At 62.2% G+C, this 20,657-nt stretch carries 18 protein-coding genes and 3 tRNA genes; 18 read left to right on the top strand and 3 right to left on the bottom strand.

Annotated features, from left to right (window positions below; all coding sequences use genetic code 11):
- Nucleotides 1-87: 87 nt before the first annotated feature.
- Entirely contained in the window at nucleotides 88-564 is a 477-nt protein-coding gene (locus PWG15_RS04860) for a MarR family winged helix-turn-helix transcriptional regulator (RefSeq protein ID WP_043611481.1), read from the bottom strand.
- A gap of 268 nt (nucleotides 565-832) precedes the next feature.
- Complete coding sequence (locus PWG15_RS04865; RefSeq protein WP_275023369.1) at nucleotides 833-2,671, bottom strand: methyl-accepting chemotaxis protein; 1,839 nt, start codon at nucleotides 2,669-2,671, stop codon at nucleotides 833-835.
- A 382-nt stretch (nucleotides 2,672-3,053) separates the two neighbouring features.
- Between PWG15_RS04865 and PWG15_RS04870 the strand changes: the two genes are divergently transcribed.
- The 3 genes from PWG15_RS04870 (at nucleotide 3,054) to PWG15_RS04880 (ending at nucleotide 8,279) form a co-directional block, all read left to right on the top strand.
- Nucleotides 3,054-4,334 carry a metallophosphoesterase family protein gene (locus PWG15_RS04870; RefSeq protein WP_275024358.1) on the top strand — a complete coding sequence of 427 codons (1,281 nt, stop codon included), beginning with the start codon at nucleotides 3,054-3,056 and terminating at the stop codon, nucleotides 4,332-4,334.
- Nucleotides 4,334-7,792: an ATP-binding protein gene (locus PWG15_RS04875; RefSeq protein WP_275023370.1), complete on the top strand. Its 3,459-nt coding sequence runs from the start codon at nucleotides 4,334-4,336 to the stop codon at nucleotides 7,790-7,792. The genes PWG15_RS04870 and PWG15_RS04875 overlap by 1 nt, the downstream gene beginning before the upstream one ends.
- 88 nt (nucleotides 7,793-7,880) lie before the next feature.
- A complete protein-coding gene (locus tag PWG15_RS04880) occupies nucleotides 7,881-8,279 on the top strand; it encodes a (R)-mandelonitrile lyase (RefSeq protein WP_275023371.1) in 399 nt (132 codons plus the stop codon).
- Nucleotides 8,280-8,502: 223 nt separating this feature from the next.
- Here PWG15_RS04880 and PWG15_RS04885 read toward each other — a convergent pair.
- Nucleotides 8,503-8,578 (bottom strand) — tRNA-Val (locus tag PWG15_RS04885).
- Nucleotides 8,579-9,036: 458 nt separating this feature from the next.
- Here PWG15_RS04885 and PWG15_RS04890 point away from each other — a divergent pair.
- The 15 genes from PWG15_RS04890 (at nucleotide 9,037) to nuoK (ending at nucleotide 20,652) form a co-directional block, all read left to right on the top strand.
- A tRNA-Asp gene (locus tag PWG15_RS04890) sits at nucleotides 9,037-9,113 on the top strand.
- Between the two features lie 76 nt (nucleotides 9,114-9,189).
- Nucleotides 9,190-9,266, top strand: a tRNA-Asp gene (locus PWG15_RS04895).
- A gap of 298 nt (nucleotides 9,267-9,564) precedes the next feature.
- Nucleotides 9,565-9,930, top strand: a complete 366-nt coding sequence (locus PWG15_RS04900) for an NADH-quinone oxidoreductase subunit A (RefSeq protein ID WP_034803593.1) — start codon at nucleotides 9,565-9,567, stop codon at nucleotides 9,928-9,930.
- Complete coding sequence (locus tag PWG15_RS04905) at nucleotides 9,921-10,502, top strand: NuoB/complex I 20 kDa subunit family protein (protein ID WP_275023372.1); 582 nt, start codon at nucleotides 9,921-9,923, stop codon at nucleotides 10,500-10,502. The genes PWG15_RS04900 and PWG15_RS04905 overlap by 10 nt, the downstream gene beginning before the upstream one ends.
- An 18-nt stretch (nucleotides 10,503-10,520) precedes the next feature.
- A complete protein-coding gene (locus tag PWG15_RS04910) occupies nucleotides 10,521-11,126 on the top strand; it encodes an NADH-quinone oxidoreductase subunit C (RefSeq protein WP_275023373.1) in 606 nt (201 codons plus the stop codon).
- A 59-nt stretch (nucleotides 11,127-11,185) separates the two neighbouring features.
- Nucleotides 11,186-12,376, top strand: coding sequence for an NADH-quinone oxidoreductase subunit D (locus PWG15_RS04915; RefSeq protein WP_060522193.1), 1,191 nt, complete (start codon nucleotides 11,186-11,188; stop codon nucleotides 12,374-12,376).
- A complete protein-coding gene (locus tag PWG15_RS04920; protein WP_275023374.1) occupies nucleotides 12,376-12,633 on the top strand; it encodes a hypothetical protein in 258 nt (85 codons plus the stop codon). The genes PWG15_RS04915 and PWG15_RS04920 overlap by 1 nt, the downstream gene beginning before the upstream one ends.
- A gap of 16 nt (nucleotides 12,634-12,649) precedes the next feature.
- Complete coding sequence (locus tag PWG15_RS04925; RefSeq protein WP_275023375.1) at nucleotides 12,650-13,777, top strand: NADH-quinone oxidoreductase subunit E; 1,128 nt, start codon at nucleotides 12,650-12,652, stop codon at nucleotides 13,775-13,777.
- Nucleotides 13,778-13,788: 11 nt separating this feature from the next.
- A complete protein-coding gene (nuoF, locus tag PWG15_RS04930; RefSeq protein ID WP_275023376.1) occupies nucleotides 13,789-15,093 on the top strand; it encodes an NADH-quinone oxidoreductase subunit NuoF in 1,305 nt (434 codons plus the stop codon).
- 6 nt (nucleotides 15,094-15,099) lie between these two features.
- Complete coding sequence (locus PWG15_RS04935; protein WP_275023377.1) at nucleotides 15,100-15,750, top strand: helix-hairpin-helix domain-containing protein; 651 nt, start codon at nucleotides 15,100-15,102, stop codon at nucleotides 15,748-15,750.
- A 111-nt stretch (nucleotides 15,751-15,861) separates the two neighbouring features.
- Nucleotides 15,862-17,943, top strand: coding sequence for an NADH-quinone oxidoreductase subunit NuoG (nuoG, locus tag PWG15_RS04940; protein ID WP_275023378.1), 2,082 nt, complete (start codon nucleotides 15,862-15,864; stop codon nucleotides 17,941-17,943).
- Between the two features lie 20 nt (nucleotides 17,944-17,963).
- The gene (gene nuoH / locus PWG15_RS04945; protein WP_275023379.1) at nucleotides 17,964-19,007 is read left to right on the top strand and encodes an NADH-quinone oxidoreductase subunit NuoH; all 1,044 of its coding nucleotides are present in this window, start codon (nucleotides 17,964-17,966) and stop codon (nucleotides 19,005-19,007) included.
- Between the two features lie 64 nt (nucleotides 19,008-19,071).
- A complete protein-coding gene (nuoI, locus tag PWG15_RS04950; protein WP_025426590.1) occupies nucleotides 19,072-19,563 on the top strand; it encodes an NADH-quinone oxidoreductase subunit NuoI in 492 nt (163 codons plus the stop codon).
- A 138-nt stretch (nucleotides 19,564-19,701) separates the two neighbouring features.
- Nucleotides 19,702-20,316, top strand: a complete 615-nt coding sequence (locus PWG15_RS04955) for an NADH-quinone oxidoreductase subunit J (protein WP_113536951.1) — start codon at nucleotides 19,702-19,704, stop codon at nucleotides 20,314-20,316.
- A 27-nt stretch (nucleotides 20,317-20,343) separates the two neighbouring features.
- On the top strand, nucleotides 20,344-20,652 hold the full coding sequence (gene nuoK / locus PWG15_RS04960) for an NADH-quinone oxidoreductase subunit NuoK (RefSeq protein WP_034803568.1): 309 nt from the start codon (nucleotides 20,344-20,346) through the stop codon (nucleotides 20,650-20,652).
- Nucleotides 20,653-20,657 lie beyond the last annotated feature (5 nt).

Consider the following 20,657-nt stretch of genomic DNA (forward strand, 5'->3'; position numbering starts at 1 on the left):
GTTACCGCCCGGAGAAAACGGAAGAGGCCGGGACATGATGTCCCGGCCTCTTTCTGTTTCGGCATTGCGAACTGCAAGTGATCACTCCTAGCGGGCGATTGCCACTTGTGCGGCCTCTTCGGCCTCATCCTTACGCTTGCGGATCTCATCTGTCCGGTCGACCAGTTTGCCGACGATGTCGTAGAGCGCGTCGAGCTCTTCGTCATCGAGTGCCGAGAAAATCTCCTCGAGCAGTTGCTTGCGCGGATGCTCGGCGGCTTCGAGCACGATGCGGCCCGTTTCGGTAATCGAGACGATCTTGGCGCGTCGATCCTCTGGATCGGGCTTGCGCATCACCAGACGGTCTCGCTCCAGGCCATCGATGGCTTCGGTGACTGTGCGCGGGGCGAAGTTCAGCGCACAGGCGATATCCGTGGAGCGACAGGGACCGAGCTTGCTCAGGAAAAAGAGGAACTTGCTGCGTGCCAGCGACACGCCTTCTTCGGTCATCGATTCGTTCACCAGCCGGTGAACCCGGTGGTAGAGCTCGAACAGTCTATCGGAAACTTCAAATGTCTTCTTCATGATCGTCGCTGGAATTTCATGAGGTGCCATGTGAAATGGCAGTAACATTAGTGATAGTTACAATTGCCACCTTTGTCGACAGAAACCTCTGAGACTTCACGGTAAGCACTTGGCAGACAAAGAAACGGCCGCCGTTTCCGGCGGCCGTTTCTGTTGCTTTGTCAAGAATTTCGTACCCCGAACACAGGCGATGATTGCGCATACACTTGACGGTCGGTTGCGAAATCTCTGGCGCCCGCCCACGAAAAAACACGGGCGTGCGTCGCGGTCATGCCGCCCGGCGTGTCGAACCGATGGAAGGCGCGTAGCCGTAGGCCTGGGCCTCTTCCAGCGTGAAGCGGGCAATCAGTTCGCGCAGGCGGCCGGCTTCCTGGGCAAGCGTGGCGCTTGCCGCATTGGCTTCCTCGACCATGGCGGCGTTCTGCTGCGTCACCTGATCCATCTGGTTCACGGCGGTGTTGACCCCCGACAATCCGGCGGACTGCTCCTGCGCGGAAACGGCGATCGCATCCATGTGCTGGTTGATGGTGACGATGAAGCCCTCGATGGTGCGGAGAGCCTCGCCGGTTTCGCGCACGAGCCGAACACCGCTTTCGACCTCGACGGCGGAGTTGCGGATCAGATCCTTGATCTCCTTGGCCGCATTGGCTGAGCGCTGCGCCAGTTCGCGCACTTCCTGGGCGACGACGGCAAAGCCCTTGCCGGCGTCACCGGCGCGCGCTGCTTCGACACCGGCATTCAGCGCCAGCAGGTTCGTCTGGAAGGCGATCTCGTCGATCACGCCGATGATGTTCGAGATCTGGCTCGACGAATGCTCGATACGGCCCATGGCGTCGACGGCGCCCGAGACGATCGCGCCGGACTTGCGGGCGCTTTCGTTTGCCTGGCTGGCGACAGAGCGGGCCTCGTTGGTGCGCTTCGACGAATTGCCGACATTGGCGGTGATCTGGTCGAGGGCGGCAGCGGTCTCTTCCAGTGAGGCTGCCTGCTGCTCGGTGCGGCGCGACAGGTCGTCGGCACTCTGGCTGACTTCGCGGGCACCGCTGTCGATGCTGCCGGAGCTTGCCGAAACGGCCGCAAGCGTATCGGCAAGCTGGGCGACGGCCTGGTTCAGGTCGTGGCGCAGCTGCTCGAAGTCCGGTGCGAAAGGTTCGTTGAGCTGGAAGGCAAGATCACCGGAGGCGAGGCGGCGCAGGCCGCCGGCAAGGCCGGCCGTTGCTTCCTGGAGACGGCGCTGGGCGGCGGCTTCCGCTTCTTCGGTCAGACGCAGACGGTCGGCCTCAGCCTGGGCGCGCTGTGCCTGGGCATCCGCTTCGAGCTGCTGGTTGGTGATCGCCGCCTGACGGAAGACTTCGACGGCACGGGCCATCTCGCCGATCTCATCCCTGCGGGCGCCGTAGGGGATGTTGCTGTCGGTGTCGCCTCCGGCCAGGTTTGCCATCGACCGGGTGATCACCTGGATCGGGCGAGCAATGCCGCGAACGGCATAGAGAATGGCGCCAAGCACGATGATCGCTGCAACGGCGATGACGGCCATTTCGATCATGCGGATCTGGTCGTGCGTTGCCGAGCTCGCGGCAACCGCGGCGTCGGCGCCGGCGACGTTGAGCGCGCGCACGTCCTTGATCGCCGCGTCGACCTTCTGCTCGGTCTCCCGCATCTCGACCTTGAAGACGCTCTGCGCCTTCATGTTCTCGAGGTTGTTGGAGAGCTTGACCATGCCGTCGGCGATGGACAGGTACGCCTGGTAGGCAGCGCGCACTTTTTCCAGCGCGACCTTGTCGGCGTCTGTCACCATCAGCGCCGCATATTCGTCGGCGAGCTTGTTGAAGCCTTCGACGGTCTGGCCGATGACCTTTTCCGCGGCCTTCTTCTCAAAGGGCGTCAGCGAGATCAGGTGGCGCGCAAAGGCCATGCGCGTGTCGGAAAGCTGGGTTTCGAGCGCGCGCGAAAGCGAGACACGCGGCAGCCAGGTGGTGGCGATCTCGTTGTTGCGCTCGTTCATCATCTTGATGCCGCCGAGCGAGGAAACGGCAAGCGCCGCGACGATGACGGCGACCACGAGGAAAAGGGCAATGAGCGTATGTGAAATCTTGAGCCGTGACATAGGTTCCCCCCGGAAGGACGGCCGTCCATAAAAGCTGTACTTGATGAAGTCGTTCCGGCTCTTGATCGTCATGACGGAGCGGATGCCGAAGCAGGAATCATTCCGGTGCCTGGATGCGCTGGGAGCGCAGCCGGCGGAAACCTAGCGAACAAGATGTTACAAAAGCCCTAATCGATTAAAGTGAGTATAATCTGATATTTGCAGGTACTCTGGCGGTGCTGTTGACCATTCGTTTGCACCCATCCTTGCAGGGAAGTTCTGTATTAGTCTTGGCTTTACTTGGGTGATCTGAAATATGCTTATCTAGCGCCGGCCAATCTCGCACGTGGATGAAGGGTCGGCGCTGATTGACGGGCGACGGCTTGCCGGGCCATGGTCGGCCATGCCCTTCCGCTTCGTCCATACCGCAGATCTTCATCTCGATTCGCCCCTTCGTAGCCTCGCCCTCCGAAACGCCGACCTCGCCGAAATCGTGCGCGGCGCCTCCCGGCGCGCCTTCGTCAAGATCGTCGATCTCTGCGTTTCCGAACAGGTCGATGCACTGCTGATCGCGGGTGACCTCTATGACGGCAGCCAGACGTCGATGAACACGGCGCTGTTTCTTGGGCGCGAATTACGCCGGCTGGATGAGGCGGGGATCCGGACCTTCATCATTCGTGGCAACCACGACGCTCAGTCACAGGTGACCAAGGAGCTGACCCTTCCGCCCTCGGCGCACGTCTTCAAAGGCAAGGCAAGGGCCGTTCTTGCCAAGACCTTGGCAAGCGGTCGCGACGTCTATGTGCATGGGGTCAGTTTCGAGAATTCGCACGCGCCGGAAAGTCTGCTTCCCGCCTTCCAGCCACCTGCGCCTGGCGCGATCAACATCGGCATGCTGCACACGAGCCTTGCGGGGGCGGCCGGTCATGATCCCTACGCGCCCTGCAGCGCTGCCGACCTCGTGGCCCACGGTTTTGACTACTGGGCGCTCGGCCACATCCATCAACGCCAGATCCATGCGACGGGCCCCTTCGTCGTCATGCCCGGCATACCGCAGGGCCGGGATGTCAACGAAGCCGGCGTGAAGAGCGTGACGCTGGTGGCGATCGGTGACGATGGCCGGGCCGAGATTGACGAACTGCCGATCGGCATCGCCAGTTTCGAGCGCTTGTCAGTCGATATCACGGGCCTCTTCGAGTGGGGTGACGTGCTCGATGCGGTCAGGCACGCGCTGGCAAGGGTCTGCGTGGATACCGCAGCGGAAAATGTGATCCTGCGCGTAATGCTGACGGGGGCAACACCGCTGGCCTGGCGCCTTCGCCGCGACACGGATTTGCTGCGCGCCGAGATCGACAATATCGCATCCGGCATCGTCGGCTGCTGGATCGAGAAGCTCGAACTTGCCTGCCGCAATCCCCTCGTGGAAAAAGCGGGTGCAATGCTGGACCCGGTCGACGAGCTTGTGGCCCTCGTCGAGGCCGATGTTCTGCCGGCTCACGGGTTTCGCCAGGACATTCGGGCAGCCGTGGAAGATCTGCTGCAACAGCTGCCTCCTGAGTTGCGTCAGGCGCTGGCGCCCGACGAAGACGCGATCGAGCAACTTGCTTTCGAGGCCAGCGCGTCGGGGGGCACGGAGGTGCTTGCCCACCTTCATGGCGGCGGTTCCGGCGAGGGCATCCACTGATGCGGCTCAGCGCGCTCGACCTCGTCCGTTACGGCAAGTTTACCGATCGCCGCCTCGACTTCGGTGGGCGCATGGCCGGTGTGCCCGATCTGCACATCGTCTACGGGCCGAACGAGGCCGGCAAGTCGACGATGTTCTCGGGCTTCCTCGATCTGCTCTTCGGGATCGAGCACGCGAGCCCCTATGGGTTCCTGCATCCCTATCCGACGATGCGGGTCGGGGGTACCATCGAGGCGGCTGATCGGACGCACCGCGTGTTCCGGGTCAAACGCAAGGCGAATTCGCTGGTCGGCATCGATGATCAACCGTTGCCGGACAATCTCTTCTCGGGTGTGCTGGGCGCGATCGACCGCGACACGTATCAGACGATGTTTTCGCTCGACGACGAGAGCATCGAGAAGGGTGGCGAGGCGATCCTGAAGAGCGAGGGAGAGCTGGGATCTCTGTTGTTTTCCGCAAGCTCGGGCCTGCCGGACAGCACGGCGATCCTTGCGAGCTTGCGCGGCCAGGCTGACGCCTTCTACCGGCCGCAGGCGCGCAAGCATCAACTTGCAGAGCTGAAGGCGCAGCTTGACGCCTTGAGGACAGAGCGAAACGCCGTCGATATCAATGCCCGCGAGTATGCGGCGCTGCGCAAGACGCTGGCGCAAGCACGCGACCGTCATGAGGAGGCGATCACACGTCGCGCCGAGCTTCGGGTTACGCAGGCTCGCCTGAAGGCGGAGGTCGAGGCCCTGCCGTACTTTGGCCGGCTGCGTGCGCTGCGCACGGAACTGGCAGGCGCGCCGGTGCTACCGGTCCCGCCGGCCGAGTGGGCAGCCGAACTGCCGGCGCTGCGCCGCCAGGAGGCGGAGATCGAGCTCAGGCTTCGGCAGAACGAAAGCGAAATGCAGCGCCGCCGCGACGCGCTGGAAGAATTTCCGCCCGACAGGCAAGGGCTATGCCTGGCGGAACGGTTGACTGCGCTGCAGGAGACCGCGCTCGATGCGCGTTATGTCACGGCCGAACGCGATATGCCGTCACGATTGGAAGAGTTGGCGAGGACGTCGATGGAGATCGGCGGTTGCCTGCTGCGGCTCGGTGAAGCGGGCGACCGCAATCCCGCCGATCTGCTGTTGCCGACAGGGATTGGCGCGCGACTTCAGGATCTCGCGCGCCGGCATTCTGCCTTGGCCGAGCGGTGCGTTTCGGCCCGTCACGAATTGCAAACCGCCGCCGAGGAAAACCGGGCTGCTGAGCGCGAACTGACACGGATCGATGCAGAAGGTGGGCTGGCGGATGCGTCGGGTCTGTCCGGGCGGTTAGCGCTGCTGCGGCGTAGTGACTGCCTGCTGCGGAAACGGGCCGCCGCGCAGTCGCTCGACCGGCTGGAGGCGGAACTTGCCGACAAGCTGCTGCAACTGAGGCCCTTCGTTGGCAGTGCCGACGATCTGCTGGCGCTCACCGCTCCTCCGCCGGGAGCGCTTGAGGCCTGGCGCAAGGCGGCGGCCACCTTGGAAGAGCGGCAAGCGCGGGTATCCGATCGCATTGCCGGCGAGCAGGAACTGCTTGCGGGCGAGGAGGCGCGGCTGGCCGCGCTGTCTGCCGTTGGCGGCACTCTGGACGATGCTTCGGCTGCGGCACTGCGTCGCCGTCGTGACGACGCTTGGGAACAGCACAAAGGCCGGCTTCTTCAGGAAACGGCTGTCGCTTTCGAAGAGGCGATGGGCAGGGACGACGAGGTTACCACGCTGCGCCTCGCCGAAACGACGCGGCTTGCCGACATGCGCGGCCTGTCTCTTTCGCTGGCCGAGCGTCGCGCCCGTCTTGCGTCGCTGCGCGAGCAGCTGCAGCGATGCATCGAGGAGGTGGCGGCACAGGCGCAGTCTCTGGAAGATTTCGCCACGTCGTGCGGTTTACCAGCCGTTACGACCTTGTCGCGGCTGGAAGCCTGGCTCGCTGTCCGGGTTTCGGCACTCGAACTTCGCGCGCAATTGCGCTCTGTCCGTCTGGAATTCGACCGGGCGCACGCCGAGGAGGTGGAAGCTATTCGCGGGCTCAGCGACGACCTCGCCGGCATCGGCATAAGAGAAGGGCTTTCGGAGCGTCTCGAAGATCTCATGCAGATCGCGGAGGGGATCGTGTCGCAGGCACAGACCGCCGCCGCCGCCCGCAACGCGGCCCGTGAGGCGGCAAAGCGCAGCGCTATGCTCCTTGAAGGTCGACGCTCGACCCTGGATCTTGCGGAAGCCGAAATGGTCACCTGGCAGGAACAATGGAATACGCTTCTTGCCAAAAGCTGGCTTGCCGAACGCAGCGAACTGCTTCTGCCGGAGCAGATTGGCGCAATGCTTGCGGTCCTGCAGGACCTGGATAAGCTCGTGCAGCGCAAGGCCGATCTCGAGTATCGTGTCGCCGGGATGCGCAAGGATCAGGCGGCTTTTGAGCACGCCATCGCCGACCTCGCCGGCGGACCACCGGCCGACGATGCGCTCGCAACGTTTGCCGCGCTCAAGGCGCGAGCGGCCGAGGCGCAGCGGCTTGCCGACCGCCGGGCGACATTCCTGTCGGAGCTTGCCCGTCTGGACGACGAGCAACGCGCGATCTGTGCCGAGCAAGAGCTCCACATCGCGCGCAGGCGCCTCGTCCTCGAGTTTTTTGACTGTGAAACGGTAGACGATGCCATGCAGCAGTTCGAGGCGGCGCGCGAGCAGGAGCGCCTGCGCCTGCGAATCGCCGAACTGGAAGCGGATATCGCTTCCCGATTGGGCGTCGCCGCGTGCTCCGAGGCGGAAGCGTTACTCGCCGAGCTCGATGACGCTACGGTCCGGTTGGAACTGGCGCGGCTCGATGCAGCACTTGAAGACAGCGACCGCGACGTCAGCGAGTTGCACACGGACATGCGGGGCAAGGAGAAGGCGCTCGCCGATGTCGAGGGCGGAGATACGGTTGCAGAGCTTGATCAGAAGCGACGGACGTTGCTGCTCGACATCGAGAACAGGGCGCTTGCCTATCTCCGGCTCAGAGCCGGCGTCATCGCGGCCGAGACCGCGTTGCGGCTTTTTCGCGAGCGGCACCGCAGCGCGATGATGCGCCGCGCTTCCGAGACTTTCAGCCGGATCAGCGGCGGAGAATATTCCGGCCTTTCGGCGCAGTCCGACAAAGGGCAGGAGTTCCTGATCGCCAATGCCGCTGGCGGCGGATCGAAACTTGCCAAGGATCTCTCCAAGGGCACCCGATTCCAACTTTATCTGGCGCTGAGAATCGCCGGCTATCACGAGATCGCGGCAGCACGCGAATCGCTGCCGTTTATTGCGGACGACATCATGGAAACCTTCGACGACCGGCGCGCCGGCCGCGCCTTCGAACAGATGGCCGAAATGGCACGTGTGGGCCAGGTGATCTATCTGACGCACCACGAACATCTTTGCGAGATCGCCCGCAGTGCCTGCCCGACTGTCACTATCCACAGGTTATGATAGGGTCGCGGCCGACGCAGCGCCTGTTCGCCGTGACGCGTTTTCACTGAAGAGAAGCGCCGCAGACGAAAACCCGGAGGAACGTGAGATGGATATCATACCCGGTGGATCGAGACCTTCGATGCGCGCTCCGGCCGAGTATTTCACCGGCACCGTGCGGCAGAACCCTGTCATCGAGGCCGCAGACCCGGCGCGGGTCCGCGCCGTCAGCGTCACTTTCGAACCGGGCGCCCGCACCGCCTGGCACACGCACCCGCTCGGCCAGACATTGGTCGTGACCTCTGGCCGCGGACTCGCACAAAGCTGGGGTGGCCCGGTGCGCGAGATTCGCGTCGGCGACGTCGTCTGGTTCCCGCCGGGCGAAAAACATTGGCACGGTGCCGCGCCCGACACCGCAATGGTGCATCTTGCGATTCAGGAGGCGCTCGATGGCAAGGCTGTGGATTGGCTGGAGCATGTGACCGACGAGCAGTATCGCGGCGCATAGGTCAGGTCCGAAGAAATACTGTCGGCCCTATCGTCCGTGGCCTCGGTTGATTGCCGCGAGTCGCCACAGCTAGCTTCGACGGTGATCGTCGAAGCCCTGATTCCCGCTCGTTTAAAATACGACAGTCATCGCGAAGACGGATTCTGAAGCAGCAGGTGAGAACGGCATAGGTAAGCACGCGGCTACTGCGGTGATCTTATATGACATCGATCTTCGGGGGAAATGGTGGGCGATGAGAGACTCGAACTCCCGACATCCTCGGTGTAAACGAGGCGCTCTACCAACTGAGCTAATCGCCCTTCCGCGTTTGGACCGGATCAGTCCGCCGCGTCGGTGGCCGTGATCTAGGCGTAACCGAAAAAAACCGCAAGAGCATTTGTATCGTTTTTATGATTTTTTTTGTTGGTGGTCGCGCGACGCCCTGAATTGCCGGGGTTCGCGCTTGTGGAGAAAAAGAGCAGATCTGAGGCCAATGCAGACCAGCGGGGAGGGCGGGGCAGCAAGTTTGCGAATCTCGATGTGTACACGGGCGCTGACGAAAAGCGACGATCGCGCAAGATGACCTAAAGGGGCGACGGGCGTCGTTGCTCCTTTCCGATTTTGATCGTTTCGTTGCCCTGTGGATCATTTTTCATTCCGTCACGGATTTGTCTTCAAACACGCTTGACACCCCAATCCGAACCGCTTAGTTAGCCGCTCATCGAACGGCGCTGCTGCTCGATGCGGGGCGGAAACGCTCCAGCCAAGTCAAGATGATGCGGGTGTAGCTCAGTCGGTTAGAGTGCCGGCCTGTCACGCCGGAGGTCGCGGGTTCGAGCCCCGTCACTCGCGCCACTCTTGATCTGGATCTGCCTAGGCATTCTCAGGAAGCGCCGATGGTGATAATAATGATCGTTCGCGATCATCATGCGCGGGTGTAGCTCAGTCGGTTAGAGTGCCGGCCTGTCACGCCGGAGGTCGCGGGTTCGAGCCCCGTCACTCGCGCCATTTCTTCTTCTCTCCCTCCTGTCATTGTTGCGATCCATCGGGTCGCATTGTGCGCTGCGGCAATCTGTCTCGCGTCGGTTTGTTTTACGGTAAAGTCGGCGCTGGCCCGCAAATCCGCGCTTTGTCTGCACCACCGGTTTGATCCTGTGCCGTGAACCGGTTTAAATGGCCGTTGAAGGCTTGCGCGCAGGCGCGTGCTGCGCTAACCACTCCGGCGTTGCAACATATTTTTCGGCCTGCGAGATTTGTTGTTCTGGCGCTCTCCCATGCGCCCTCCCGCAGGCAGGGACGGATAACAATGACTGAACTTCTCGGTTCCTACGTTCCGATCGCGATTTTCATTGGAATCGCACTGGTGATCGGTGTGGCTCTTCTGATTGCCCCCTTTGCCGTCGCCTTCAAGGCTCCTGATTCGGAAAAACTGTCGGCCTACGAGTGCGGCTTCAATGCGTTTGACGACGCTCGCATGAAGTTCGACATCCGCTTCTATCTCGTGTCGATCCTCTTCATCATCTTCGATCTCGAAGTCGCCTTCCTCTTCCCTTGGGCGGTCTCGTTCCATGAGCTGGGCTGGTTCGGTTTCTGGTCGATGATGGTCTTCCTCGGCGTGCTGACGATCGGCTTTATCTATGAATGGAAGAAGGGAGCGCTGGAATGGAACTAGCAGCATCCGGCACCACGCTCGTTGCGCCCAAGGCCAAGGGGATCATCGATCCCTCGACCGGCAAGCCGATCGGCAGCAATGACGCATTCTTCGGCGAGATCAACAATGAGCTCGCCGACAAGGGCTTTCTGGTCACCTCGACCGATGAGCTCATCAACTGGGCCCGTACCGGCTCGCTGATGTGGATGACCTTCGGTCTCGCCTGCTGCGCGGTCGAGATGATGCAGATGTCGATGCCGCGTTACGACGCGGAGCGCTTCGGCTTTGCGCCGCGCGCCTCACCGCGCCAGTCCGACGTCATGATCGTCGCCGGCACGCTGACCAACAAGATGGCGCCAGCGCTCCGCAAGGTCTATGACCAGATGCCGGAGCCGCGTTACGTCATCTCGATGGGCTCCTGCGCCAATGGCGGCGGCTACTATCATTATTCCTATTCGGTTGTTCGCGGCTGCGACCGCGTCGTTCCCGTTGATATCTACGTGCCAGGCTGTCCTCCCACGGCAGAAGCGCTGCTTTACGGCGTGCTTCTGCTGCAGAAGAAGATCCGCCGGACCGGCACGATCGAGCGCTAAGGGCAGGGGGTCTTTGATATGAGTGAAGCCCTGAACGAGCTTGCGTCCTACCTGCGCGAAACGCGCGGTGCGCTGATTTCCGATGCATCGCTGAACTTCGGCGAGCTGACCCTGACGACGACGTCTGCCAACCTCATCGCGCTGCTGACTTTCCTGCGCGACGACGTGCAATGCGCCTTCGTCAACTTCGTTGACGTCTGCGGCGTTGATTGGCCGCAGCGTCCGGACCGTTTCGATGTCGTCTACCACCTGCTCTCGCCGCGCCAGAACCTGCGCGTTCGCGTCAAGGTCTCGACCGGCGAGAACGAGCCGGTGCCGTCGGCAACGCCGGTCTACCCCGGCGCCGACTGGTTCGAGCGCGAAGCCTACGACATGTACGGCATCCTGTTCACCGGCCACCCGGACCTGCGCCGCATCCTGACGGACTACGGTTTCGAAGGACATCCGCTGCGCAAGGACTTCCCGGTCACCGGTTTCGTCGAGGTGCGTTACGACGACGAAGCCAAGCGCGTCGTCTACGAACCCGTCGAACTCAAGCAGGAATTCCGCAACTTCGACTTCCTCTCTCCCTGGGAAGGCACGGATTACGTGCTGCCCGGCGACGAGAAGGCGAAAGCACGGTGAGACTTTAATGGCCCGCGGTAGCCGCCGAAACGGCTGCCGTCCGGCCTGGAGCAATCGGTATGACCGAACATAACGTCCGCAACTTCAACATCAACTTCGGTCCGCAGCATCCGGCGGCGCACGGCGTTCTTCGTCTGGTGCTCGAGCTTGATGGCGAAATCGTCGAACGCGTCGATCCGCATATCGGCCTGCTGCACCGCGGCACCGAAAAGCTGATCGAGACCAAGACTTATCTGCAGGCCGTGCCCTATTTCGACCGCCTCGATTACGTGGCGCCGATGAACCAGGAGCATGCCTATGCACTGGCGATCGAGAAGCTGACGGCGACCGAAGTTCCGATCCGCGGCCAGCTCATCCGTGTTCTCTACTCGGAAATCGGCCGCATCCTGTCGCATCTTCTGAACGTCACGACACAGGCCATGGACGTCGGCGCGCTGACGCCGCCGCTCTGGGGCTTCGAAGAGCGTGAGAAGCTGATGGTGTTCTATGAGCGTGCCTGCGGCGCGCGCATGCACTCGGCCTATTTCCGTCCGGGCGGCGTCCACCAGGACCTGCCGCACGAACTCGTCGAAGACATCGGCAAGTGGATCGATCCGTTCCTCAAGACCGTCGACGATATCGACGAGCTCCTGACCGGCAACCGCATCTTCAAGCAGCGCAACGTCGATATCGGCGTCGTCAAGCTGGACGACGCCTGGGCCTGGGGCTTCTCGGGCGTGATGGTTCGCGGTTCGGGTGCAGCCTGGGACCTGCGTCGCTCGCAACCCTACGAGTGCTATTCGGATCTCGAATTCGATATCCCGATCGGGAAGAACGGCGACTGCTTCGATCGCTACCTGATCCGCATGATCGAGATGCGCCAGTCGGCGCGTATCATGCGCCAGTGCGTCGATCGCCTGCTCGGCGACGCCAAGGTCGGTCCGGTTTCGTCGCTCGACGGCAAGATCGTCCCGCCGAAGCGCGGCGAGATGAAGCGTTCGATGGAAGCACTCATCCACCACTTCAAGCTCTACACCGAAGGCTATCACGTGCCGGCCGGCGAAGTTTACGCCGCCGTTGAAGCGCCGAAGGGCGAGTTCGGCGTCTACCTCGTCTCCGACGGCACCAACAAGCCCTATCGCTGCAAGATCCGCGCCCCGGGTTACGCACATCTCCAGGCGATGGATTTCCTCTGTCGGGGACACCAGCTTGCCGACGTTTCGGCCGTGCTGGGCTCCCTCGATATCGTATTCGGTGAGGTGGACCGCTGATGCGTCTCGCGCCCCTGGCCACGCTTGCTCTTCTCGCGATTGCATCGACCGCTTCCGCACAGGAATCCGTCGATAGCGGCGCGACGTCGGGCGGCATGCGCGGGGGCTCGATGGCCGACCTCGTGGCCAAAGGCTACGAGATCAAGGCCGCGGTCGCCAATGGCACGCGCTACATCGTATTTTTGCAGAAAGACCAGTCAGCCTATGCCTGCGAATTCGTCTCGGTGACGAAATCGCGGTGCGGTTCGATTAACTGATAAGGTGTCCACTAGAATGTCCGTTCGTCGACTAGCCGAAGACACCGTCCAGCCAGCGAGCTTTGCCTTCAGCAAGGAGAACGCCGCCTGGGCGAAGGAAACGATCAAGAAATACCCCAAGGGTCGTGAGCAGTCCGCCGTCATCCCGTTGTTGATGCGCGCTCAGGACCAGGACGGCTGGGTCACCAAGGCCGCCATTGAGTCGATCGCCGACATGCTGGGCATGGCCTATATCCGCGCGCTCGAAGTCGCGACCTTCTACACCCAGTTCCAGCTGAAGCCGGTCGGCACGCGTGCGCACGTTCAGGTTTGTGGCACGACGCCCTGCATGCTGCGCGGCGCCGAAGACCTGATCAAGGTCTGCAAGAGCAAGATCGCCCATGATCCCTTCACCCTCAATGAGAGCGGAACGCTCTCCTGGGAAGAAGTCGAATGTCAGGGCGCCTGCGTCAACGCGCCGATGGTCATGATCTTCAAGGATACCTTCGAAGACCTGACGCCCGAGCAACTCGAGCAGATTATCGACCGTTTCGAAGCAGGCAAGGGTGCCGAAGTCACCCCGGGTCCGCAGATCGATCGCATCTATTCCGCACCGGAAGGTGGCCCGACCACCCTGACGCTTGCGGAAGCGGCTCCGGCCAAGTCCGCGACCACCGTGAAGAAGGCGAACGCTGAACCGGCGGTTTCCGTGCCGCCGTCGAATGCCGGCCGCGCCAAGACGGCTGCGACCGAGACCAATCCAGCGCTGAAGACGCCGGCGACGGCAAAGGCAGAAGCTGCCGCCAACGCGAAGGTCGAAGGCGACACCGTCGACAAGTCGAAGCCCGCCAAGGCGGCCGCCGTTTCCGGCAAGCCGTCGCTTGAGGACAAGAACCGTCCGGCTGGCATCGAAAAGCCGGCTGCTGTCGACGACCTCAAGCTGATCTCGGGCGTCGGTCCGAAGATCGAGGGCACGCTGAACGAACTGGGTATCTACACCTACGCGCAAGTTGCCTCGTGGAAGAAGGCGGAGCGCGAATGGGTTGACGGATACCTGAATTTCAAAGGCCGCATCGAGCGCGACGACTGGGTCAAGCAGGCCAAGGCGCTCGCCAAGGGCGGTGAAGCCGAATACATCAAGGTCTTCGGCAAGAAGCCGCGGTAAAGAGGTGAATTATGCTCAGAGATGAAGACCGCATCTTTACCAACATCTACGGCCTCAAGGACAAGTCCCTGAAGGGCGCCATGGCGCGCGGCCACTGGGATGGTACCAAGCAGTTGCTCGAAAAGGGCCGCGACTGGATCGTCAACGAAGTGAAGGCCTCCGGCCTTCGCGGCCGTGGCGGCGCCGGCTTCCCGACTGGCCTCAAGTGGTCCTTCATGCCGAAGGAAAGCGATGGGCGTCCGCACTACCTCGTCGTCAACGCCGACGAGTCCGAGCCCGGCACCTGCAAGGACCGTGACATCATGCGCCACGATCCGCACACGCTGATCGAAGGCTGCGTCATCGCCAGCTTCGCCATGGGCGCGCATGTCGCCTATATCTACGTGCGCGGCGAGTTCATCCGCGAACGCGAGGCGCTGCAGGCGGCAATCGACGAATGCTACGCCTACGGTCTGCTCGGCAAGAACAACAAGCTCGGCTACGATATCGACATCTACGTGCACCATGGTGCCGGCGCCTATATCTGTGGCGAAGAAACCGCGCTGCTCGAGAGCCTTGAAGGCAAGAAGGGCCAGCCGCGCCTGAAGCCGCCGTTCCCGGCTAACATGGGTCTCTACGGCTGCCCGACGACCGTCAACAACGTCGAGTCGATCGCTGTGACGCCAACGATCCTGCGCCGCGGTGCTGGCTGGTACACGAGCTTCGGCCGTCCGAACAACCACGGCACCAAGCTTTATTCGGTGTCCGGCCACGTCAACCGCCCCTGCACGGTCGAAGACGCGATGTCGATCCCGTTCCACGAACTGATCGAGAAGCACTGTGGCGGCATTCGCGGCGGCTGGGACAACCTGCTCGCCGTCATCCCCGGTGGTTCGTCCGTTCCTTGCGTGCCCGGCGCGCAGATGAAGGACGCGATCATGGATTTCGACGGTCTGCGCGAGGTCGGTTCCAGCCTTGGAACCGCCGCCGTCATCGTCATGGACAGGTCGACCGACATCATCAAGGCGATCTGGCGTCTCTCGGCCTTCTACAAGCACGAAAGCTGCGGCCAGTGCACGCCGTGCCGTGAAGGCACCGGCTGGATGATGCGCGTGATGGAACGCATGGTTCAAGGCCGCGCCCAGAAGCGCGAAATCGACATGCTGTTCGACGTGACCAAGCAGGTTGAAGGCCACACGATCTGCGCGCTCGGCGACGCAGCCGCCTGGCCGATCCAGGGCCTGATCAAGCATTTCCGTCCGGAAATGGAAGCGCGGATCGACGAATACACGCGCAATGCCTCGTCGCATGGCGCGGTTCTGGAAGCGGCGGAGTAACAGGCGATGGCCGGTGCACGCGAGGAGGGACAGATGAAAGGGCAGGCCGAAGCAGGCATACCATTCGCACGTCCGCTCGGCGGAGACCCGGCCGATCCGTTCGGCACGGCCGAATGGATGAATGGCCTGCCGCAGGTGCCGCTGCACCCGCTGCTGGTTCACCCGGCCGCCGCCGTGGCGGCTGCGACGGCCATCGGTTTCGGTCTGACCAGCCACTTTGCAGGCGCCATGATCGGCGCAATGCAGGGTGCCGTCGAGGCGGCTAAGAAGCGGGCGGAACCCATAGCCCCTGACGCGACAACTGCCGTTGTTGCAACGGCGGTACAGGCGGAAGCAAAGCCGGTGCCTGTCGCCAAGCCGTCCGCGCCTGCCAAGCGGGCAGTAGCCAAGCCGGTGGTTGAAAAGATTGCCGCTGAAAAGGCGGTCAAGGTTCGCGCTGCGCGCGCCAAGGCGAAAGCCGCCGACGACCTCAAGCGGATCTCCGGTATCGGCCCGAAGCTCGAGCAGGTGCTGAACGCGAAGGGTGTCCGCGGTTTTGCCGACATCGCCGGCTGGAACGACGCGGACGTTGCCCGCTTCGACGACGAGCTTGGCTTCGGTGGGCGGATCAAACGGGACGATTGGGTCGGACAGGCCAAGGCGCTGAAAGGCGCGTGAGACGATAGGGGGCGGGGACCGGAGACGGCCATCGCCCGCAAGCAGCAAGGCTGTGTTGGAATTGTCGGTCGCCGATAGGTCGACGGACGGAAGACAGGATTGAGTACGAAGATGGCAAAGCTGAAAGTCGACGGAAAAGAGATCGAGGTACCGGATCATTTCACGCTGCTTCAGGCGTGCGAAGAGGCCGGAGCCGAGGTTCCGCGCTTCTGTTTCCATGAGCGGCTTTCGGTCGCCGGCAACTGCCGTATGTGTCTGATCGAAGTGAAGGGAGGGCCGCCCAAGCCCGCCGCGTCCTGCGCCATGGGCGTGCGCGACCTTCGTCCGGGCCCGAACGGCGAAGCGCCGGAAGTCTTCACGACCACGCCGATGGTCAAGAAGGCGCGCGAAGGCGTGATGGAATTCCTGCTGATCAACCACCCGCTCGACTGCCCGATCTGCGACCAGGGCGGCGAATGCGACCTTCAGGACCAGGCGATGGCCTTCGGCATCGATAGCTCGCGCTATCAGGAAAACAAGCGCGCCGTCGAAGACAAGTACATCGGCCCGCTGGTCAAGACCGTGATGAACCGCTGCATCCACTGCACGCGCTGCGTTCGCTTCACGACCGAAGTTGCGGGCATTGCCGAGCTTGGCCTGATCGGCCGCGGCGAAGACGCCGAGATCACCACCTATCTCGAGCAGGCGATGACCTCCGAGCTGCAGGGCAACGTCGTTGACCTCTGCCCGGTCGGCGCGCTGACCTCGAAGCCCTTCGCCTTCACGGCCCGTCCGTGGGAGTTGAACAAGACGGAATCCATCGACGTCATGGATGCGCTCGGTTCGGCGATCCGCGTCGACACCCGCGGCCGCGAAGTCATGCGCATCATGCCGCGCGTCAATGAGGACATCAACGAAGAGTGGATCTCCGACAAGAGCCGCTTCATCTGGGATGGCCTGAAGACGCAGCGCCTCGATCGTCCCTATGTCAAGAAGGATGGCCGACTGCAGCCAGCGACCTGGGGCGAAGCCTTCCAGGCGGTCAAGGCGGCCGTTGCCAAGACCTCCGGTGACAAGATTGGCGCGATCGCCGGCGACCTTGCCTCGGTCGAGGAAATGTACGCGCTGAAGCAGTTGATCGCATCGCTCGGCTCCGAGAGCGTCGACTGCCGCCAGGACGGCGCCGCACTTGATCCGTCGCTCGGTCGTGCCAGCTACCTGTTCAACCCCACCATTGCCGGCATCGAAAGCGCTGATGCGCTGCTGATCATCGGTTCCAATCCGCGCTTCGAGGCTTCCGTCCTCAATGCCCGTATCCGCAAGCGTTACCGCATGGGCAACTTCCCGATCGCCGTGATCGGCGAGCCCGGCGAACTGCGCTACGAGTACGAGTATCTCGGTGCCGGTACCGAAACGCTTGCCGAACTCGTTTCCGGCAAGGGCAAGTTTGCAGCGACCTTGAAGAAGGCGCAGCGTCCGATGATCCTCATCGGCCAGGGCGCGATTGCAGGGGAGGGCGGTGCTGCCGTTCTTTCTGCCGCCGCCAAGCTCGCGAGCACGGTCGGTGCGGTTACTGCCGAATGGAACGGTTTTGCCGTTCTGCACACGGCTGCTTCCCGCGTCGGTGGCCTCGACCTCGGCTTCGTGCCGGGCGCGAACGGCAAGTCGGCGGCCGAAATGGTTTCCAGCTCTGACGTTCTCTTCCTGCTCGGCGCCGACGAGATCGATCTTGCTGCACGCAAGTCCGGTTTCACCGTCTACATCGGCTCGCACGGCGACAACGGCGCACATGCCGCCGACGTCATCCTGCCGGGTGCGACCTACACCGAAAAGTCCGGCACCTGGGTCAACACCGAGGGTCGCATTCAGATCGGCAACCGCGCCGGCTTCGCACCGGGAGATGCGCGTGAGGACTGGGCGATCATTCGCGCTCTCTCCGACGTTCTCGGCAAGAAGCTGCCCTTTGATTCGCTTGGCGAATTGCGCTCAAAGCTCTATGCGGCTCACCCGCATTTCGCTGATGTCGACGCGATCGCGACCGGCAACGGCGACGAAATTGCCGCACTCGGCCAAAAAGCCGGTGAGATGGGCAAATCCGTGTTTGCGTCTCCGGTCAAAGACTTCTATTTGACGAACCCGATAGCGCGCGCATCCGCCGTCATGGCCGAATGCTCGGCTTTGGCACGCAACAATTTCAAAGCTGCGGCGGAATGAGCGCGAGGGAATAGAGTATCATGGACGCTTTCGTTTCGACCTATGTCTGGCCCGCGATCATCATGGTCGCCCAGTCGCTGCTGCTCCTGGTCGCGCTGCTGCTTTTCATCGCCTACATTCTGCTCGCAGACCGCAAGATCTGGGCTGCCGTCCAGCTGCGTCGCGGTCCGAATGTGGTGGGCCCGTGGGGACTTTTCCAGTCCTTCGCCGACCTTTTGAAGTTCGTCTTCAAGGAGCCGGTAATTCCGGCCGGCGCCAACAAGGCGATCTTCCTGCTCGCCCCGCTCGTCTCCGTGACGCTGGCGCTCGCCGCCTGGGCGGTGATCCCGCTCAGTGCCGGATGGGTGATTGCGAACATCAACGTCGGCATCCTCTTCGTGTTCGCCATATCTTCTCTTGAAGTTTATGGCATCATCATGGGCGGTTGGGCGTCGAACTCCAAGTATCCCTTCCTCGGCGCGCTTCGTTCCGCGGCACAGATGGTCTCCTACGAAGTCTCGATCGGCTTCGTCATCGTCACCGTTCTTCTCTGCGTCGGTTCGCTGAACCTGACGGACATCGTCAACGCGCAGTCGACCGGTATCGGTACGAACCTCGGCCTGCCTGCGTCGTTCCTCGACTGGCACTGGCTGGCGCTGTTCCCGATGTTCATCGTGTTCTTCATTTCGGCGCTTGCCGAAACGAACCGCCCGCCCTTCGATCTTCCGGAAGCGGAATCCGAACTCGTCGCCGGCTTCATGGTCGAATACGGCTCCACGCCGTACATGATGTTCATGCTCGGCGAATATGCCGCCATCTGCCTGATGTGCGCGCTGACGACGATCCTGTTCCTCGGCGGCTGGCTGCCCCCGGTCGACGTCTGGTTCCTGAACTGGGTACCCGGCATCATCTGGTTCGTGCTGAAGGCATCCTTCGTGTTCTTCATGTTCGCGATGGTGAAGGCGTTCGTTCCGCGCTACCGCTATGACCAACTGATGCGTCTCGGCTGGAAGGTCTTCCTGCCGATCTCTCTCGCAATGGTCGTGATCACTGCATTCGTTCTCAAGCTGACGGGAGCCGCATGACGATGGCTCACGTTTGGCAGCATACCGCCGGCCGCTCCCAGGCTGGCAACTCTGGAGGTAAATGATGGCCGGTCTTTCGCAAGCCGTCAGCTCGCTGTTCCTGAAGGAATTCGTCGGCGCGTTCTTTCTGTCGATGCGTTATTTCTTCAAGCCGAAGGCTACGTTGAACTACCCCTTCGAAAAGGGACCGGTCAGCCCGCGTTTCCGTGGCGAGCATGCACTGCGCCGCTATCCGAACGGCGAAGAGCGTTGCATCGCCTGCAAACTGTGCGAGGCGATCTGTCCTGCACAGGCCATCACCATCGAAGCCGGGCCGCGCCGCAACGACGGCACGCGCCGTACCGTTCGCTACGACATCGACATGGTGAAGTGCATCTATTGCGGCTTCTGCCAGGAAGCCTGTCCGGTTGATGCCATCGTCGAGGGTCCGAACTTCGAGTTCGCCACCGAGACGCGCGAAGAGCTGTACTACGACAAGGACAAGCTCCTCGCTAACGGCGACCGTTGGGAACGGGAAATCGCACGCAACATCGCAATGGACTCGCCCTATCGCTGAGGCCAAAGCGTAGTGCCGCCCCGGGGAGGGCGGTGCATGTGACATAGGTTTGGGCAACGGCCGGACGCCTGTCCGGCTTTGCCTGTGGAGTGGGGCCGGAAGCGCCTCACGCCGTGCAAGACGAAGAAGGCACCGATCATGGGTCTGCAGGTTCTTTTTTTCTATCTCTTTGCCTTCATCGCGGTGGCGTCGGCATTTATGGTCATTGCGGCCAGGAACCCGGTTTATTCGGTTCTGTTCCTGATCCTGACCTTCTTTAACTCGGCGGGCCTGTTCCTGCTGACCGGCGCCGAATTCCTCGCGATGATCTTGCTGGTCGTCTATGTCGGTGCGGTCGCGGTGCTCTTCCTGTTCGTCGTCATGATGCTCGACATCGACTTCGCGGAATTGCGGGCGGGTGTGCTCGAATACGCGCCGATCGGCGCGCTGATCGGCCTGATCCTCGCTGCCGAGCTCATCATCGTCGTCGGCGGCGCAACGTTCTCGCCGGAAATCGCCAAGTCGATCTCGATGCCGATCCCGGCCGTCGCTGACCGGACGAACACGGCAGCGCTGGGCGACGTGCTCTATACCCACTACGTCTACTTCTTCCAGATCGCTGGTCTGGTCCTGCTCGTCGCCATGATCGGCGCTATCGTGCTGACCCTGCGCCACCGCGAAAACATCAAGCGCCAGAACATCCCGCAGCAGGTTGCCCGCTCGCCCGAGACCGCCGTCGAAGTGGTCACGGTCAAGCCGGGCCAGGGCATCTAAGCCGGACGCGAGATCGAGGAACAAAAAATGGAAATCGGAATTTCCCACTATCTCACCGTCAGCGCCATCCTGTTCACGCTGGGCGTCTTCGGCATCTTCCTGAACCGGAAGAACGTCATCGTCATCCTGATGTCGGTCGAACTCATTCTTCTCGCGGTCAACATCAACATGGTCGCCTTCTCGGCGTTCCTGAATGACATCACTGGCCAGGTCTTTGCCCTGTTCATCCTGACCGTCGCGGCTGCGGAAGCGGCCATCGGACTTGCAATTCTCGTCGTCTTCTACCGCAACCGCGGCTCGATCGCTGTTGAAGACGTCAACATGATGAAGGGCTGATTGGG

This window comes from Ensifer adhaerens (genome assembly GCF_028993555.1).
In the GTDB taxonomy this organism is placed as follows: domain Bacteria; phylum Pseudomonadota; class Alphaproteobacteria; order Rhizobiales; family Rhizobiaceae; genus Ensifer; species Ensifer adhaerens_I.

Coding starts and splice junctions, on each gene's coding strand:
- nuoI (WP_025426590.1), top strand. CDS start 19,072: ATGGCCGGTCTTTCGCAAGCCGTCAGCTCGCTGTTCCTGAAGGAATTC.
- PWG15_RS04910 (WP_275023373.1), top strand. CDS start 10,521: ATGAGTGAAGCCCTGAACGAGCTTGCGTCCTACCTGCGCGAAACGCGC.
- PWG15_RS04935 (WP_275023377.1), top strand. CDS start 15,100: ATGGCCGGTGCACGCGAGGAGGGACAGATGAAAGGGCAGGCCGAAGCA.
- PWG15_RS04880 (WP_275023371.1), top strand. CDS start 7,881: ATGGATATCATACCCGGTGGATCGAGACCTTCGATGCGCGCTCCGGCC.
- nuoK (WP_034803568.1), top strand. CDS start 20,344: ATGGAAATCGGAATTTCCCACTATCTCACCGTCAGCGCCATCCTGTTC.
- nuoG (WP_275023378.1), top strand. CDS start 15,862: ATGGCAAAGCTGAAAGTCGACGGAAAAGAGATCGAGGTACCGGATCAT.
- nuoH (WP_275023379.1), top strand. CDS start 17,964: ATGGACGCTTTCGTTTCGACCTATGTCTGGCCCGCGATCATCATGGTC.
- PWG15_RS04865 (WP_275023369.1), bottom strand. CDS start 2,671: ATGTCACGGCTCAAGATTTCACATACGCTCATTGCCCTTTTCCTCGTG.
- PWG15_RS04875 (WP_275023370.1), top strand. CDS start 4,334: ATGCGGCTCAGCGCGCTCGACCTCGTCCGTTACGGCAAGTTTACCGAT.
- PWG15_RS04870 (WP_275024358.1), top strand. CDS start 3,054: ATGCCCTTCCGCTTCGTCCATACCGCAGATCTTCATCTCGATTCGCCC.
- PWG15_RS04955 (WP_113536951.1), top strand. CDS start 19,702: ATGGGTCTGCAGGTTCTTTTTTTCTATCTCTTTGCCTTCATCGCGGTG.
- PWG15_RS04900 (WP_034803593.1), top strand. CDS start 9,565: ATGACTGAACTTCTCGGTTCCTACGTTCCGATCGCGATTTTCATTGGA.
- PWG15_RS04915 (WP_060522193.1), top strand. CDS start 11,186: ATGACCGAACATAACGTCCGCAACTTCAACATCAACTTCGGTCCGCAG.
- PWG15_RS04905 (WP_275023372.1), top strand. CDS start 9,921: ATGGAACTAGCAGCATCCGGCACCACGCTCGTTGCGCCCAAGGCCAAG.
- PWG15_RS04925 (WP_275023375.1), top strand. CDS start 12,650: ATGTCCGTTCGTCGACTAGCCGAAGACACCGTCCAGCCAGCGAGCTTT.
- PWG15_RS04920 (WP_275023374.1), top strand. CDS start 12,376: ATGCGTCTCGCGCCCCTGGCCACGCTTGCTCTTCTCGCGATTGCATCG.
- PWG15_RS04860 (WP_043611481.1), bottom strand. CDS start 564: ATGAAGAAGACATTTGAAGTTTCCGATAGACTGTTCGAGCTCTACCAC.
- nuoF (WP_275023376.1), top strand. CDS start 13,789: ATGCTCAGAGATGAAGACCGCATCTTTACCAACATCTACGGCCTCAAG.